14 protein-coding genes are annotated in these 15,133 nt (G+C 73.9%); all 14 read right to left on the bottom strand.

What is annotated here, in order from left to right:
• Window positions 1-116: 116 nt before the first annotated feature.
• A complete protein-coding gene (locus tag ACIQNG_RS08705) occupies window positions 117-287 on the bottom strand; it encodes a hypothetical protein (RefSeq protein ID WP_401424306.1) in 171 nt (56 codons plus the stop codon).
• A gap of 173 nt (window positions 288-460) precedes the next feature.
• Window positions 461-1,342, bottom strand: coding sequence for a glutathione S-transferase C-terminal domain-containing protein (locus ACIQNG_RS08700; RefSeq protein ID WP_401424307.1), 882 nt, complete (start codon window positions 1,340-1,342; stop codon window positions 461-463).
• A gap of 105 nt (window positions 1,343-1,447) precedes the next feature.
• Window positions 1,448-1,531, bottom strand: coding sequence for a putative leader peptide (locus ACIQNG_RS08695; protein ID WP_401483863.1), 84 nt, complete (start codon window positions 1,529-1,531; stop codon window positions 1,448-1,450).
• Between the two features lie 513 nt (window positions 1,532-2,044).
• Window positions 2,045-3,478, bottom strand: a complete 1,434-nt coding sequence (locus tag ACIQNG_RS08690) for a cellulase family glycosylhydrolase (protein WP_401483861.1) — start codon at window positions 3,476-3,478, stop codon at window positions 2,045-2,047.
• 279 nt (window positions 3,479-3,757) lie between these two features.
• Window positions 3,758-5,416 carry an oxidoreductase gene (locus ACIQNG_RS08685; protein ID WP_401483380.1) on the bottom strand — a complete coding sequence of 553 codons (1,659 nt, stop codon included), beginning with the start codon at window positions 5,414-5,416 and terminating at the stop codon, window positions 3,758-3,760.
• A 28-nt stretch (window positions 5,417-5,444) separates the two neighbouring features.
• Window positions 5,445-7,208, bottom strand: a complete 1,764-nt coding sequence (locus tag ACIQNG_RS08680) for a pyruvate, phosphate dikinase (RefSeq protein ID WP_401483378.1) — start codon at window positions 7,206-7,208, stop codon at window positions 5,445-5,447.
• Between the two features lie 61 nt (window positions 7,209-7,269).
• Complete coding sequence (locus tag ACIQNG_RS08675; protein ID WP_401483377.1) at window positions 7,270-7,920, bottom strand: transcriptional regulator; 651 nt, start codon at window positions 7,918-7,920, stop codon at window positions 7,270-7,272.
• Complete coding sequence (locus tag ACIQNG_RS08670) at window positions 7,917-9,152, bottom strand: TetR/AcrR family transcriptional regulator (RefSeq protein WP_401483375.1); 1,236 nt, start codon at window positions 9,150-9,152, stop codon at window positions 7,917-7,919. Before ACIQNG_RS08670 ends, ACIQNG_RS08675 begins: the two co-directional genes overlap by 4 nt.
• Window positions 9,153-9,269: 117 nt before the next feature.
• The gene (locus ACIQNG_RS08665; RefSeq protein WP_401483374.1) at window positions 9,270-9,578 is read right to left on the bottom strand and encodes a muconolactone Delta-isomerase; all 309 of its coding nucleotides are present in this window, start codon (window positions 9,576-9,578) and stop codon (window positions 9,270-9,272) included.
• A gap of 43 nt (window positions 9,579-9,621) precedes the next feature.
• Window positions 9,622-11,127 (bottom strand): aldehyde dehydrogenase family protein, encoded by a 1,506-nt coding sequence (locus tag ACIQNG_RS08660; RefSeq protein WP_401483372.1) that lies wholly within the window; start codon window positions 11,125-11,127, stop codon window positions 9,622-9,624.
• Window positions 11,124-12,203 carry an ABC transporter ATP-binding protein gene (locus tag ACIQNG_RS08655; protein WP_401483371.1) on the bottom strand — a complete coding sequence of 360 codons (1,080 nt, stop codon included), beginning with the start codon at window positions 12,201-12,203 and terminating at the stop codon, window positions 11,124-11,126. Before ACIQNG_RS08655 ends, ACIQNG_RS08660 begins: the two co-directional genes overlap by 4 nt.
• Window positions 12,200-13,225, bottom strand: coding sequence for an ABC transporter ATP-binding protein (locus tag ACIQNG_RS08650; protein ID WP_401483369.1), 1,026 nt, complete (start codon window positions 13,223-13,225; stop codon window positions 12,200-12,202). Before ACIQNG_RS08650 ends, ACIQNG_RS08655 begins: the two co-directional genes overlap by 4 nt.
• 14 nt (window positions 13,226-13,239) lie before the next feature.
• On the bottom strand, window positions 13,240-14,190 hold the full coding sequence (locus tag ACIQNG_RS08645; RefSeq protein ID WP_401483367.1) for an ABC transporter permease: 951 nt from the start codon (window positions 14,188-14,190) through the stop codon (window positions 13,240-13,242).
• A 34-nt stretch (window positions 14,191-14,224) separates the two neighbouring features.
• Complete coding sequence (locus tag ACIQNG_RS08640; protein ID WP_401424319.1) at window positions 14,225-15,127, bottom strand: ABC transporter permease; 903 nt, start codon at window positions 15,125-15,127, stop codon at window positions 14,225-14,227.
• Window positions 15,128-15,133: the final 6 nt, after the last annotated feature.

Raw genomic sequence — 15,133 nt, 5'->3', positions numbered from 1 at the left:
CGGGTGGGGCGGGGAGCGTGCGGGCGCACGTACCGGGGGCTCTGGCGGGCGGGGACGGCACACCCGGGGGGCCGGGGTGCGTCGGGTGCGGGCCGGGGTCGGACTCGGGAAGGTGGTCAGACCCGGCAGCGGGCTCGGCCCGGAGCGGTACACAGTGCGCTGCTGACGCGGAGCAGATCGACGGCGCGGTCGGCGACGAGGCGGTTGGCGACCAGACGGTCGGCGCGGGGGCTCACGCAGCGGTCGGAGGAACGGCGGTGGGCCGCCGTCCTGCTCGCTGCGCGCATGTCCTTCGTCCTTCGTCGTCTCGGCCCGGGGCCTTGTCGGGCCGACCCCTGGCGGGATTCCGGGCAACCCGCCACCCCTTCGTCCACACTGGTGTCCGAATATGAGGCGGGTGCCCGAAAGTTAAGGACGCGGCCTGCGTCGATGTCAATGCCGGTCCACTGAATGGGACGAGTCAGGGACGGTCGGCCTGGACGCGCGCGTCCGCCGCGTGGGCGGCCCAGTCCAGGATCTGGACGGCGGCACCGGCCCCTTCCAGGCCCTGGCAGTGCGCCTGGTGGCGGCGGGCGATGCCGTCGAGGTCGAGCCGGTCGGCGAAGGCGGGGTGGGCGGTCAGCCGACGGGCGTGCTCCCACAGCGCCGGGTGGTCGGCGACCCGGTGCACCACGGCGGCGTCGAGGTGATGCCGGTGCACGGTGTCGAGTTGGAGCAGGGTGACCCATACGACGACATCGGCGGCGGTGAGCCGCTCGCCGAGCAGATACGGCCGCCGGGCGAGCCGCCGCTCCACCTCCCCCAGCGCGGTGAGCAGGGTGTCCACGGCGGCCGTCCGCTCCCGCGCTTCGGTCCCGGCCGCGCCGGCGCGCTGCGCGGCGGCCTCGATCCCCTCGGCGCAGAGCCGTTCCACCGCCTCGATCTCCGCGTCCAGCGGGTACGGGTGGAGCGCCGGGCGGTCGCTGCCGAAGTGCCGGGCGAGGTCGCGCACGATGTCGGGGGCGTGGCCGCTGACGATCCGTCCGGACCAGTCGTCGGCGAGCACGGGCGCGAGGGCGGGCCCGGTGTGGCGGTGCGCGCTCGCCTCGTACAGCGGGCGCAGCGCGGCGTGTCCGCCCCCGGGACAGTCGGGGACGGCGGGCAGCAGGGTGACGGGACAGCAGTCCGCGAGGCCGAGCAGGCTATGGGTGACGGCGATCCGCAGTCCGTCGGGGTCGGCGGTCGAGAGGTGCAGGCGGTAGCGGCGGGGCACGGCGTAGTGGCCGCTTCGGGCGTCACGCCCGATCCGGCCGCGGAAGGCGGGCGCGGCCGGACGGGTGATGGCATGCGGTGCGACGGTCATGGGTCTCCCCGGATTCGGGCGCGCGGACGGGCGCGCGGTGGGTTCGACGCGCGGTGTGGGGGGCGCGGTGTGGGGGGCCTGGGTGGCCGAAGGCGGGGCGGGTGGTCAGCCCCGGCGGCTGATCGCGCTGCAGACGCGCAGCAGATCGATGTGGCGGCGGGAGGTGAGCAGGGGCGACGCGGGCGGCATCGGCGACCGACGCGATAGGGCCGTGCCCTCGGTGGGGGGCGGCGCGGACGGCAGGGACGCTCGCCGAGCCGTGCGGCTCACCCGGCTGGAGACCGGCTCAAGGCGCCCCATGATTCCCTACCCGTTCACTAGGATTCCCTACTGGAGTGTCGATCGCGCCGGGTCAACCGTCAAGACCATGTCCACTGTCCGGGCGGAAAGTGTCCGGGAGGCGGGCGGGAACGCCCTCGGGGCCGGTCGGACACGGCACCGCCCCGGGCTCCATCGGCGGGGGCCCGGGGCGGTGGGTGTGCGGCCGTGCAGACGGCCGGTCGGGTCGGTCGGTTCGGTCGGCTGGTCGGTGGACCAGGGGTTCAGAGGTTCAGGGTTTCAGAGGTCGGGCCCTTCAGGTCCTTCAGGTCCTTCAGGAACTCAGGTCCTTCAGGAACTCAGGTCCTTCAGGGACTCAGGGACTCAGGGACTCAGGGTTCAGCCAGTCAATCGGTGCGGAGGGTGAGTCGGTGAGCCTTTCGTTCAGCCGGTGGGGAACGCGTCGGGGGTCCGGATGCGGTCGCGGATCCAGACTCCGGCCTGCTTCAGCGCGGAGGTGCCGGCCCAGGGGCCGCCCGCGTTGCAGGTGCCCGCGTTGAAGACGGCTCCGCTGCGGCCGTCGTCGGAGAAGTTCCAGTTGACCCAGGAGATCTTCTTGGCGGCCATCAGGTCGAGGTACCGCTGGGACATGGCGAAGTCGTTCGCGCCCTCACCGGCGTAGTTCTGGGTGCCGAACTCGGTGACGAAGACCGGGATGCGGTCGGCGGCGCGGGAGAGGGTGTTGAGGTACTCGTCGCGGTGCGAGTACGCGTAGAAGTGGAACGTGTACATGATGTTGGCGGCGTTGACCGGGTTGTTGACGACCTCGGACTCGTCCGCGCCCTCGGAGACGCCGAAGGACGACCAGGCGCGGGTGCCGACGAGGACGGGGGCGTTGGAGTCGATGGTCCGGATGACCGGGATGATCTGCTCGGCGTAGGACTTGATGGTGCTCCAGGAGACACCGGAGGGTTCGTTGGCGATCTCGTACAGGACGTTGGGCTTGTCCTTGTGCCGGTTCGCGATCTCGGTGAAGAAGGTCCGCGCGCGGGAGAGGTTGTAGTGGGGGTCGCCGGGGCTGAGCATGTGCCAGTCGACGATGACGTACAGGCCGCGGCTGCTCGCCTGGTCGATCAGCCGGTGGGCGAGGTCGGTGAACTTGCGCGGGTCGGTCTCGTAGCCGCCTTCCTGCACATAGGTCGACACGCGCAGGACGTCGGCGTTCCAGTCCGTGGCGAGGGCGTCGAGGGAGCCGTTGGTGAGGCACTGCGGGTACCACTGGGTGCCGTGGCTGGACATGCCCCGCAACTGGACGGGGTTGCCGTACTGGTTGCACAGCTTGGTGCCGCAGACCCTGAGCTGACCGTTGATGCCGACCGGGGTGGCGACGGGGGTGGGGCCCTGGCCGCCGGTGGTGAGGTGGTCGACGTTGGGGCCGCCGTTCGCGGTGGTGGCGGTGGCCCGGATGGTGTTGGTGCCCGCCCGGAGGGAGGCCGTCACGCTGGTGCTGCTCCAGTTCGTCCAGGCGCCGGTGGGGTGGAAGGACTTCCCTGACGCGACGAGGGTGCCGTTGACCCGCAGGTCCATGGGGCGGTCGGCCGAGGTGCCGTTGGCGAAGCGCAGCGCGACGGTGGTGCTGCCGGCCGTGGTGGCGTCGACGGTCCATTCGACCGAACTGCCGCTCACATTGTCGTAGTTGACGAATCCACTGCCGGTGAACCCGGCGTGGTTCGACTCCACGACGCCCCGCGTCACGGTGGCGCGCTCGGCCTCGTGGATCCGGTCCGCGGCGGCGTCCACCGCGGACCGCGGGGCGTCGGCGGACGCGGACCCGGCCGCGTTCGAGTCGGGAGCCGGTACGGCGGACGCCTGCGGCATCACGAGAGCGCCGGTCAGGGCGGTGGTGAGGAGGACCGACCGCGCCCACAGGCGCCGACGGGTGGTGCGTGGGGGAATCACCATGGTCTCCGTCCGTGTTCGTAAGGAAACTTTCCTAACAGTGAGATAGCAGCGCGGACCTGCGTCGGCAAGGGGTGTGACGGCGAAACACGTACGGGACTGCGGGGGCCGGTTGCGGTGCGGCGCGGGCCCCGCCTCCGGCCGAGCGCCCCTCGCCCGCCCCGGGGCTCGACCGGCACCGCCCCGCCGCGACAGGCCCTAGTTCTTCTGGAGGGTGCGGGTGACGCCCGCGATGAGGGTGGTCGTCAGGATCCAGCCGAAGGCGATCAGCAGGTAGGACAGTGCCTGGAGTCCGTCGTGGTCCCAGTACCAGGCGGTCCGCTGGCCGAGGCCCCCGATGGGGATGAGGAGGTCGAGGGTGTAGACGAAGGGCTGGAACCGGCCGCCCTCGCCCTGCTTGACCGGGGTGGGGGTGTGCGTGTCGAAGGCCAGGCTGCCCAGTGCGGTCAGCGCGAGCAGCCAGACACCGGCCAGCCAGGGGCGGTAGCCGTAGCCCACCGTCGCGTCGAGCAGATGGCCCCACACCCGGGCGGCCGGGGGCAGTGTACGGCGGCGGTGGCGCTGTTTGGCGAGGAGGACGCGGCGGGCGTCGTCGTCGTGGCCGGCTGTGCGGTACCAGCCCGCCAACTGCTCGTAGGGCTGCGGACTGTAGCCCCGGCCGCGTCGTATCCAGGCCACCCGGCGGGCGGCGGAGTCGCGCTGTGCGGATGCCTCACGCCGGGCGCCCGTGGCGTCGTCCGTGGTGATGGAGCCGTAGCCGAACCCGTCCAGTTCCACGGAGTCCGGCCAGCTGCGGTCGTTGTCGTGGAGGTGGGACACCTGGGCCCCGCGCAGGTCGACGGGGCCGCCGGGGGTGCGGGCGAGGGTGAGGTCGAAGTCGACGGCCTGCATGCGGGTGGCGGCGAGGGCGGGGCCTCGGGCGGGGGACGCGGTGGCGGGCAGGACGTCGGCGAGCGGGGCAGGGGCGGGCGGGACGTCGGCGAGCGGGGCGGGGGCGGGCGGGGCGGCGACCGGGGTGGCGGTGGGTGGCCCGTTCAGGATCGCGCCCGCGAAGGTGAGGTCGTCCGCGATCCGGGCGCCCCTGAGCCGTACCGTCCCGTCCGCGGTGAACCCGTCGGAGAAGTCGAGCGTCGAGGCCACGGCGTTGTCCAGGGCGAGCGCCACTCCGCCCGGTCCGGGGTGGCTGACCCGGGCGCCCCGCATGTGCAGTCCGCCGGGGAACTGGGCGCCCATGAACCGGAGTCCGCCCTGGGCGGTGAATCCGTCCAGGCAGTAGAGGCCGCCCTCGGCGACCAGCCCGCCTGCGGACACCGCCCACTCCCCCGGCGCGATCACCTCGGCTCCGCCCAGGTTCACCACACCGCCCACCTGGGTGTTGATGAGGGACAGGGCGGTGATCTTGCGGTGCAGCGGCGAGACGGCACCGCACTCGAAGCGTGAGCGCCGTAGGTCGAGACGGCCCTCGATCCGGGCGATGCCCGCTTCGAGTCCCGGTACCCGGCTGCCCAGCACCACGATCGACTGGGCCGACACCCCGGAGAGGTCCACGCCCTCCTCGAACCAGCAGTCCTCGATCCAGAGGGAGTGGGCGAGTTGCGCGTCGGCCAGGTCGAGCGCCCCGGTGATCCTGGCCCCGCTGAGCCGCAGCCCCGCGACGGCACCGGGGCGTGCCGGGTTCGCCTCCTGGAGCAACGCCGTGAGGACGGCGGCCCGGACGGTCCGCTCCTCCCCCCATCGGCCGCCCCCGGCCACCCGGTCGTCCTCGGGCACCCCGGTCCGCAGATCCACTCCGCGCCGTTCGGGGAACGCGTCCCACAGCGCACGCTCCGGCGGGGTCAAGTCGTCGTAGGAAAGCACCTGTTCAGGGTAGTGATCTCGCCGGGTCCTACGACAGCCGGTGCGGGCCCGGCCGCCCCGCCCTCGGGTCGGCGGGCGGGCGGCGGCGCAGGACGGCCTGGGCGGAGGTGAGACGCGCGGCCTCGTCGTGGGGGCGGTCGTCGTGGGGGCCGTCGTGACGGTGGCTCCCGGCACGGTGGCTGTCGGCGCCGGCCCCGGACCCGGACCCGGCGAGTGGGGCGGCGTCAGCCCCGGTGATCGCGTCGGCCCAGTCCAGCAGCCGTTCCACGTGCGGGTCCGCGGGGTCCGTGACGACCTCGACCGCGCCGACGACGACCTGTCCGCTGGTGCCGTCGATGGTGATGAGGGTGCCTTGGGGCAGGGTGCGTCCGCCCGCCCGGACACAGGCGGCGACGGGGTCGACGGTGAGGTCGGCGGCGCCCACCACCGCCGGTTTCCCCAACGCCCGTGCCACGACGGCCGCGTGGCTGGTCGGTCCGCCGCGCGCGGTGACGATTCCGGCGGCGGCGGCCAGACCGTGCAGGTCGAGCGGCGAGGTCTCCGGCCGCACCAGCACCACCGGCCCCCGCGCCGCCAGCCGTACCGCGTCGTCGGCGGTGGTCGCCACCCTGCCGACCGCGACGCCGGGTGAGGCCGCCAGCCCCCGGGTGAGGAGGTCCCCGGTGCCGGTCGTGGCCGGCCGCGGTGTCCGTGCCTGGCGGAGATGCGCGGGCGAGACACGGAGCAGCGCCTCGTCCCGCCCGATCGTGCCCGCGTCGGCGAGTTCGACCGCGACCCGTACGGCGGCCCGTCCGACGAGCCGTCCCGCCCGTACCTGGAGGAGCCACAACTCCCCCGCCTCGAAGGTGAACTCGACCTGGCACGCGTCACGGCCGTGTTCCTCCAGCCGCCTCAGCGCGTCCGTCAGCCGCTCCCACACGGCGGGCTCGCGCTCGGCCAGCGCGGTCAGGGGCGCGGTCAGCGACGTACCGGCGACCACGTCCTCGCCCTGACGGCCGAAGAGCACCTCGCCGTAAGGGACGTGCTCCCCGGTGGTGGGGTCGTGGCTGAAGGCGACGCCGGTCCCGCTGTGTCCGTCGCGGTGGCCGTAGACCATCGCCTGCACGGTCACGGCGGTGCCGAGGTCGCCGGGGATGCCGTGCAGATGGCGGTACGTCCGGGCGCGCGGGGTGTCCCAGGAGGCGAACACGGCGGCGATCGCCAGGTCCAGTTGGTGCGCGGCGTCTTCGGGGACGGGCTCGCCGGTGCGGTGGAGGATCAGCCGCTCGACCTGCCGGACGGCCTCGGTGAGGCGGGCGAGGGCGGTGCCCCGGTCGGTCTCGTCCCGCCCGGCGTCCATGCCCGCCAGCGCCTCGCGGCTCACCCCCACCACCGTGGCGAAGCCGGTCAGGAACCTCAAGCGGGCGTCGAGCGCGAAGCGCGGGTCCCCCGTCTCCTCGGCGAGGGCGGCGGTGGCCTCGGTGGTGAGCCCGAGGTTGAGGACGGTGCTCATCATCCCCGGCATCGACACCTCGCCCCCGGACCGCACGGCCACCGCCAGCGGGCGCCGGGGGCCGCCGAGCCCGCGGTGCGTGTCGGCTTCGAGCCGGGCCACGGCAGCCGCCAGTTCGGTGCCGAGCCCGTCGGGGAACCGGCCGGACCGCAGGAAGGCGCGGCACGCCTCGGTGCTGATGACGAACCCGGGGGGCACGGGCAGTCCGAGGCGCCGCAGCGCGACCAGGCCGTGCGCCTTGCCGCCGAGGACCGCCGCGCTCTCCTCGACCTCGGCGGAGAGGGGGTGGATCCAGGTCATGTTGTCGACTCCGCGTGGTCGTGCCGTCGACGGGCCGGGCCCGGGCGCCGGCCGGTCGCTGTCAGTGGCGGGTGAGCCCGAGCGTGGCGAGCAGGTCCTCGTGCAGGTGGAACCAGACCGAGTGGTACGACGACGGCGTGTCCGTCAGCTGGTCGAGCGCCCCGCCCCGGGCACGGGTGAGGGCTTCGGCGAGCCGGACCCGGTAGCGGCCGAACCGGAGCATGACGTCGGACAGTTCGGCGCAGTCGGCCTCGGCACGCCGGTCGAACGCCACGAACCGCTCCAGCACGCGGGCGTCGTAGTCGTGGTCGGTGTGGTCGTTGAGGGTCGTGCCTTCGCCGTCGGGGCGCAACTGCCAGGCCGTGCACAGGTCGAGCAGTTCGGGGTTGAGCACGAGGAACCGTTCGTACACCGCCGTCACCGTGGGCCGGGCGCCGCTCACCGTCAGCTCGTGGGCGATCCGCTCGGCGTCCGCGGCCCGGCCGGCCTCCGTGAGCCCCCACCCGCCGAACTCCCCGGCGGTACGGGTGACCAGCCCGGCCACGGCCAGGTCGATCAGCTCGGACTCGACCTGCGGTTCGGTGAGCCCGCTCGCCGCGGCCACCGAGCCGACGCCGGAGAAGCCGATGCAGCGCAGGGTGTGCAGTACCAGCAGATCGTCACCGGTCGCGTGGGCCGGGGCGGGGGAAGGGCGGGAAGCGCGCTGTGTCATGAAGGGACCTCATCGGAGGGAGTGGTGTGTGCTCCGGCGCCACCGGACGCGGCGGACACACCGGACGCACCGGACGCACCGGCATCCGGGGCGCCGTTGCCGGAGGGGGTGGGGGGAGTCGCCGTGCTCGACGGGTCGGTACCGACCGCGGCGGCGAGTCCGGCGCCCCGCCCCCGGGCGCGGGCGATGAGCACGCCCTGCTGGACCCGCACCGCGCACTCGGTGCCGTCGTCCGCCTCCGGCACCCCGACGGCCGCGGCCAGCAGACCGTGCTCGTCCGGCACGAGACGCAGCCGCGGCAGGGCGTCCGGCGGGAACACCCGGCGCAGACAGCCGGTCAGATCACCGACCCTCAGCCGGACGAGGCGCCCGATCTCGGCCGGGTCGGTCGTGGTGATGGCCACGGTGACCTGGTCGCCGGGCCGGGCGGCACGGACCGCCTCCTCGGCGGCGTCGAGCCGGTCGACGCCGAGGACGGTGATGACACCGTCCCGCCCGAGGTCGACCGGGTGCCCGGTGATCAGATCCCGCGGCCCGGCGGGCGGAGCCCACGGTTCCCGGCAGGGGGTGGCGGGAGTGACGTACGGCAGATGGGGCGGATCCCATACGTCGTCCAGAGCGAGCCCGCCGAGATGCGCGCACGCCCCGGCGACGTCGAAGGGGTCGCCGATCTCCAGGGCCGGATCGACCGACGCACCCGGCCCGTCGAGGAGCCGCAGCACCAACCGCGCCCGCCGCACCTGCCGTTCCGGCGGCCGACCGGCGGGGGTCCGCGCCTCCAGCGTGAGCGCCAGCAGCAGTGCCTGCAGCCGGGACGCCCGTGCGAACGCGCCGCGCGTCCGCCCGTCGTCCAGCACCCCGGCCAGCGCGCGCGGATGCGGCTGCCCGGCGCCGGGCGCGCGGTCCGCCAGGGGCAGTCCGTGCAGCCAGGCGCGGGCGAAGGCGCCGAGCGCGTCGGTGAGACTCCCCGGACCGGACGGCCCGGCGAGCGGCGCCCCGCCCGCCGCCCCGTCGGTGCCCTCGGCCTCGACCAGGTCGACCAGCACCGCCAGATACAGCGCGCGCTTGCCCGGGAAGTTGGAGTACACCGCGCCCCGCGTCAGTTCGGCCCGCTCGGCGATGCCGTCCACCGTGGCCGCCGTGTACCCCCGCTCCACGAACTCCGCCCGCGCGGCGGCGAGTACGGCCGCACGCGTCCGTTCCTGCTGCTGTGCCCGGGTCAACCGCGCCATTCCCCGCCTCCTCGCGCCCCTGCCTCCCCTTCAAGATACACAGAACATCTGGATGACGACATCATTCGAAAAGCTCTGCCGACGGATCGTGATCCGGGCGGGCCCGGTGTGCGGGGCTCAGGGGCCGGTGCTCGGGGTCGGGACCGGTGGCAGCGGGTCGACCGGGTGGATGGCGAGCGGGTGCACAGTGACGTCCATCCACGGCCAGACGGGAAGGGAGGAGACAAGGGTGTGCAGTTCGGTGGCGTCGGCCGCCCGCCACAGGCCCCAGTTCTCGGTGCGACCGGGCACGCGCCACATGCGGACGAGGTGCCCGCGGGCGGCGAGTTCAGCGGCGTGGGCGCGTTCGGCGGTCGAGACGGACTCCTTGTGGGCCGGATCCATGTCGTGGGGCCAGCCGATGCGGATGTGGACGAGGAATTCCATGGCGTGCTTGATCTCCTTCTCTCTTATGGCCTGGTGACGTCCCTCAGCCGCCGAAGGGGTCGGCGGGAACGCCGTGTTCCGTGATGACCGACTTCGTCTGGAGGAACTCGTGGACGGCCTCGACGCCGTTCTCACGGCCCAGGCCGGACTGCTTGTGACCGCCGAAGGGGACGGACCAGTGCAGCATCCGGTAGGTGTTCACCCACACCACCCCGGCCTCCAGCCGGGCGGTGACCCGGTGGGCGCGGGCCGGGTCGCGGGTCCACAGGCCCGCGGCGAGCCCGTATTCGAGGGAGTTGGCGAGGGCGACGGCCTCGTCCTCCGTACCGAAGGGCTGGACCGTGGCGACCGGTCCGAAGATCTCGTCCCGGCACACCGCCATCTCGGGGCGTACGCCGGCCAGGACCGTGGGCAGGTACCAGAAACCGCCGCGTGCGCCGGCTTCGCCGTCGGCCGGGCCGGGCCGGCGGCCACCGGCCACCACCTGGGCGCCCGCCCGTACCGCCTCGTCGACATACGACTCGACCCGGGTCAGCGCCGCCGCCGAGGCGAGGGGACCGATCTGGGTGCGCGCGTCGCGCGGATCGCCGACCCTGAGCCGTTCCACCGACCTGGCGAGGCGGGTGAGGAACTCCTCGTACACCTCGTGCTGGACCAGGAGCCGTGAACCGGCCACACAGGTCTGTCCCGCGGCCGAGAACGCGCCCTGGCGGGCGGCGGTCACGGCCGCGTCCAGGTCGCCGTCCGCGAAGACGACATGGGCGGACTTGCCTCCCGCCTCGCAGACGAAGCGCTTCATCCGGGACGCGGCGAGGGCGCCGAGGTCACGGGCGACGGCCGTACTGCCGGTGAAGGTGACCATGGCGACGTCCGGGTGTTCCGTCAGTCGCCGGGCCTCCTGCGCGCCGCCGATGACGGTGGTGACCACGCCGGGCGGGAAGCCCGCCTCCAGGGCCAGTTCGGCCAGGCGCACCGAGGAGGCGGGGGCCTGCGGCGGAGGCTTGAGCACGACGGTGTTGCCGGCGGCCAGGGCGGGGGCGAGTTTCCAGGAGCCGAGGGAGAGCGCGCCGTTGAAGGGGGTCAGCGCGGCGACCACGCCGAGGGGTTCCTGGCGGACGACCGCGCTCGCGGTGGCGCTCAGGGTGCGGGAGCGGTCCTCCAGGGTCTCCGCGACGGCCGCGAAGTACCGGTACCAGCGTACGAGGGCGGCCACCTCGGCGCGGGTGGCGGCGAGGGGTTTGCCGTTGGCGCGGGTCTCCAGGGCCGCGAGTTCGTCGCCGTGGGCGGCGAGGACGTCCCCGAGCCGGTGGAGGAGGTCACCGCGGGCGTGCTGGGGCAGCCCCGCCCAGGCGGGGGAACGCAGCGCGGTCCGGGCCGCCGCCACCGCGCGGTCCACCGCCGCGGGGTCCTGCCAGGCGGTGCCCCAGCGGGCTCCGGTGGCGGGGTCGAGGAGGGCGACCTCGGCCCCGGCGGGCGCGTCCGTCCGGTTCCCGGTGAACGAGGTCCACACCGAGGGGGCGGGGCCGGTCGGGCTGTCGGGCGCGGTCATGGTGTGGCGGTCCTCTCGCTGGTGAGCGCGGCGCGTACAGCGGGCGCGTCGTGGTGGTGGCAGGCCACGGTGTGGTCCTGGGTCCCGGCGACCCGCACGGGCGGCGGTGGCTCGCTGCGGCACTCTCCGGTGGCGTAGGGGCAGGCTCGCTGGAAGCGGCAGCCGGGCGGTGGGGCGGCCGGGTCCGGGGGTTCGGCGCGCGGTCGGACACCCGCTCCGGGCGCCGGGGCCCGCGGGTCGGGCACCGGGACGGCGGCGAGCAGGGAGTGGGTGTAGGGGTGGCGGGGCTCGGCGAAGACCGCGGCGCACGGTCCGCTCTCCATGATCCGGCCGCCGTACATGACGACGACCCGGTCGGAGATGTGCCGGACCACGCTCATGTCGTGGGAGATGAACAGGAAGCTCACGTCGCTGTCCCGGCGGAGGTCCTTGAGGAGGTTGACGATCTGTCCCTGGACGCTGACGTCGAGGGCGGAGACGATCTCGTCGCAGACGACGAAGCGTGGTTCGACGGCCAGGGCCCGGGCGATGGCGGCGCGTTGCCGCTGCCCGCCGGAGAGTTCGTGCGGGTAGCGGTCGGCGAGTTCGGGCGCGAGACCGACCTGGGCGAGCAGTTCGGCGGCCCGCGCGCCGGCCTTCTCGCGGGGGACCGTGCGGTGGACGTGGACGACCTCGCGGATCATGGCGCCGATGGTCATGCGGGGGTTGAGGCTGGCGTACGGGTCCTGGTGGACGATCTGGGCGACCCGGGGCAGGGACCGGTCGGCGCGGAGTCCGGCGAGCGGGCGGCCCTCGATGAGGATCCGGCCGGCGACGACCGGGGAGAGTCCGACCAGGGCGCGTCCGGTGGTGGTCTTGCCGCTGCCGCTCTCGCCGACGAGGGTGACGATGCTGCGGGCGGGGACGGTGAAGGAGACACCGTCGACCGCCCGGGCGGTGCCGGTGACCCGGCGCAGCACTCCGGTGCGCCGGGGGAAGTGGACCCGGAGATCCTCGACGGTGACGGCGTCGGGCCCCGGGGGTCCGGTGGGCGCTCCGGCGGCGGGGGGACCTGGGCTGCTGCTGAGGGCGTTCATGCGGGTGCTCCTGCGGGGTGCGGCTCGTCGGCGGCGGGCGCGGGGTAGGGGCAGCGGACGGTGTGGGAAGGGAGCGCTCCGGGCGGGCGGAGCAGTTCGGGTACGGAGTCCGCGCAGGCGGGGCGGGCTTCGGCGCAGCGTGGCTGGAAGGCGCAGCCGGGGGGCGGGTCGGCGGGGTGCGGCGGGAAGCCCGGGATGGCGGGGAGCCGGTCGACCCGGCGGTCCATCCGGGGGACGGCGGCCATCAGGGCGCGGGTGTAGGGGTGGCCGGGGGCGTCGAAGAGCGCGGTGGTGGGAGCGGTCTCCACGATCCTGCCGCCGTACATGACGGCGATGCGGTCGGTGACCCCGGCGACGACTCCGAGGTCGTGGGTGATCAGGACGAGGGCCATGCGCAGTTCGCGGCGGAGGCGGTCGATGAGGCCGAGGACCTGGGACTGGATGGTGACGTCCAGGGCGGTGGTGGGTTCGTCGGCGATCAGCAGCCGGGGTTCGCGGCTGATCGCCATGGCGATGAGGACCCGCTGGCGCATCCCGCCGGAGAGTTCGTGCGGGTAGTTGCCCAGCCGGTCGCGGGGGCCGGGGATGCCCACCAGGTCGAGGAGTGCGGCGCACCGGTCCTTGGCACCGCGGCGGCTGTGGCCGTCGTAGCGGACGAGGGGCTCGGCCATCTGGGCGCCGATGGTCATGGCCGGGTTGAGTGCGGAGAGCGCGTCCTGGGAGACGAGGGCGATGTCGCTGCCCCGTATCGCCCGCAGCCGCCGCGGGCCGAGGGTGGTCAGGTCGTGGCCGTCGAAGACGATCCGGCCGTGGATCTCGGCGCCCTCGTGGCCGAGGAGACCGAGGACGGCGAGCATGGTCTGGCTCTTGCCGCACCCCGACTCGCCGACGACTCCGAGGGCCTCGCCCTCGGCGACACGGAACGAGACGTCCCTGACGGTTTCCACGGCGGCCGGGCGGGCGCCGGTGCCGGCGCGGCCCCGGTAGGTGACCCTGAGCTGTTCCACTTCGAGGACGGACACGGTGGTGCCTCCCGCTAGGCGAGCTTGATCTTGGGGTTGAAGTACGCCTGGACCACGTCGACCAGGAAGTTGATGAGGACGAAGGCGACGGCGATCATCAGGATTCCGCCCTGGACGAGGGGGATGTCGCGCGTGGAGATGGCCTGGTGGAGCGCCAGGCCGATGCCGGGCCAGGAGAACACGGTCTCGGTGAGCACGGCGCCGCTGAGGAGGAAGCCCGCCTGGAGTCCGATGACGGTGATGACGGAGGGCATCGCGTTGGGCAGGACATGGCGGGTGATGACCCGGAACTCGCCGATGCCGCGGGACCTGGCGGTGCGGACGTAGTCGTTGCCGATCACCTCCAGCACCGCCGAGCGGGTCATCCGGGCGATCACGGCGAGGGACCAGGCCGACAGGGTGATCACCGGGAGCACCATGTGGGCCGCGATGTCGAGGGCCCCTCCCCCGCCGCCGATGGAGGTCATGCCGGTGGCGGGCAGGATCCGCAGTTGGAGCGAGAAGACGACGATCAGGACCAGCCCGAACCAGAACGAGGGCACGGAGTTGAGGAAGAGGACGCCTACGGTCAGTCCCCGGTCGCGCGGGGAGCCCGGCTTCATGGCGGCCCAGGTGCCGATCGCCACTCCGGCCACGGCGGCCACCAGGATCGCGGTGCCGGAGAGCAGGAAGGTGTTGAGGAGCCGTTCGGAGAGCACCTCGGAGACGGGCCGGCCGAAGGAGAGGGAGCGGCCGAGGTCGCCGCCGAAGAGGTTGCCGAGGTAGGTGAAGTAGCGGGAGAGGGCGGGTTCGTCGAGGCCGAGGTCGGTGCGCAGGGCCTGCCGGTCCTCCTCGGAGGAGGTGGGGCCGAGCAGGGCGGTCGCCTGGTCCCCGGGGATGATCTGACCGAGTCCGAAGGTGGCGATGGTCACCCCGATCACGACGGGGATCATCTGGAGCGCCCGGCGCAGGGTGAAGGTCAGCATGGCGCGACTCCTGAGCGGTTCATGAGGGTGCCGTTCACGACCGGCTCCGGCGGCTGCGCGGGTCGAGCCGGTCGCGTACGCCGTCGCCGAGCAGGTTGAACCCGATGGCCAGGACGACGATGACGAGTCCGGGGACGGTCGCCACATGGGGTGCGGTGACCAGCAGGGCCCGGCCGCCGCTGAGCATCTGGCCCCAGTCCGGTGCGGGCGGCTGGGCGCCGAGGCCGAGGAAGGCGAGGCTGGAGCCGAGGATGACGTTGCGTCCGGTCTGGAGGGTGGCGAACACGGTGAGTCCGCCGAGGAGGTTGGGGACGATGTGCCGCAGGGCGATCCGGCGGTGCCGGTAGCCGAGGACCCCGGCGGCCTCGACGTACTGCTCCTGGCGCAGGGACACCACGCTGCCGCGGACGATCCGGCCGAACTCGGGGACGGTGACCACGACCATGGCGATCACCATGGAGGTCAGTCCCGGTCCGAGGGCGACCCCGATACCGAGGGCGAGGAGGATGCCGGGGAAGGAGAACATGACGTCGAACAGGCGCATGAGGGCGCTGTCGGGCCAGCCGCCGACGTAGCCGGAGACGAGGCCCAGCGCCCCGCCGATCAGCAGGGCGATGAGGGTGGGGACGACCGCGACGAGCAGGGCGAGTCGGCTGCCGTGCATGAGCCGGCTGAGGATGTCTCGACCGACCTCGTCGGTGCCGAGGAGATGGCCGTCGCTGAAGGGGGCGAGGCCGATGGCGGCCGGGTCGGTGGCGAGCGGGTCGGCGGGGGCGAGCCAGGGGGCGAACAGGGCGACGAGGACGGTGAGGGCGACGATGCCGCCGCCGATCAGCGCCGTGGTGTCGCCGCCGCGTGCCGCGCGCAGCCGGTCGCGCAGGGGGCGGCGGGAGGCGCGGGGGACGGTCGGGGGAACGGGTGCCGCAGTGGCCTTCATGGCAGG

The organism is Streptomyces sp. NPDC091377, assembly GCF_044757045.1.
In the GTDB taxonomy this organism is placed as follows: Bacteria; Actinomycetota; Actinomycetes; order Streptomycetales; family Streptomycetaceae; genus Streptomyces.
The sequence above is the reverse complement of the archived record's forward strand: the minus strand, read 5'-3'. Positions and strand labels throughout refer to the sequence as shown.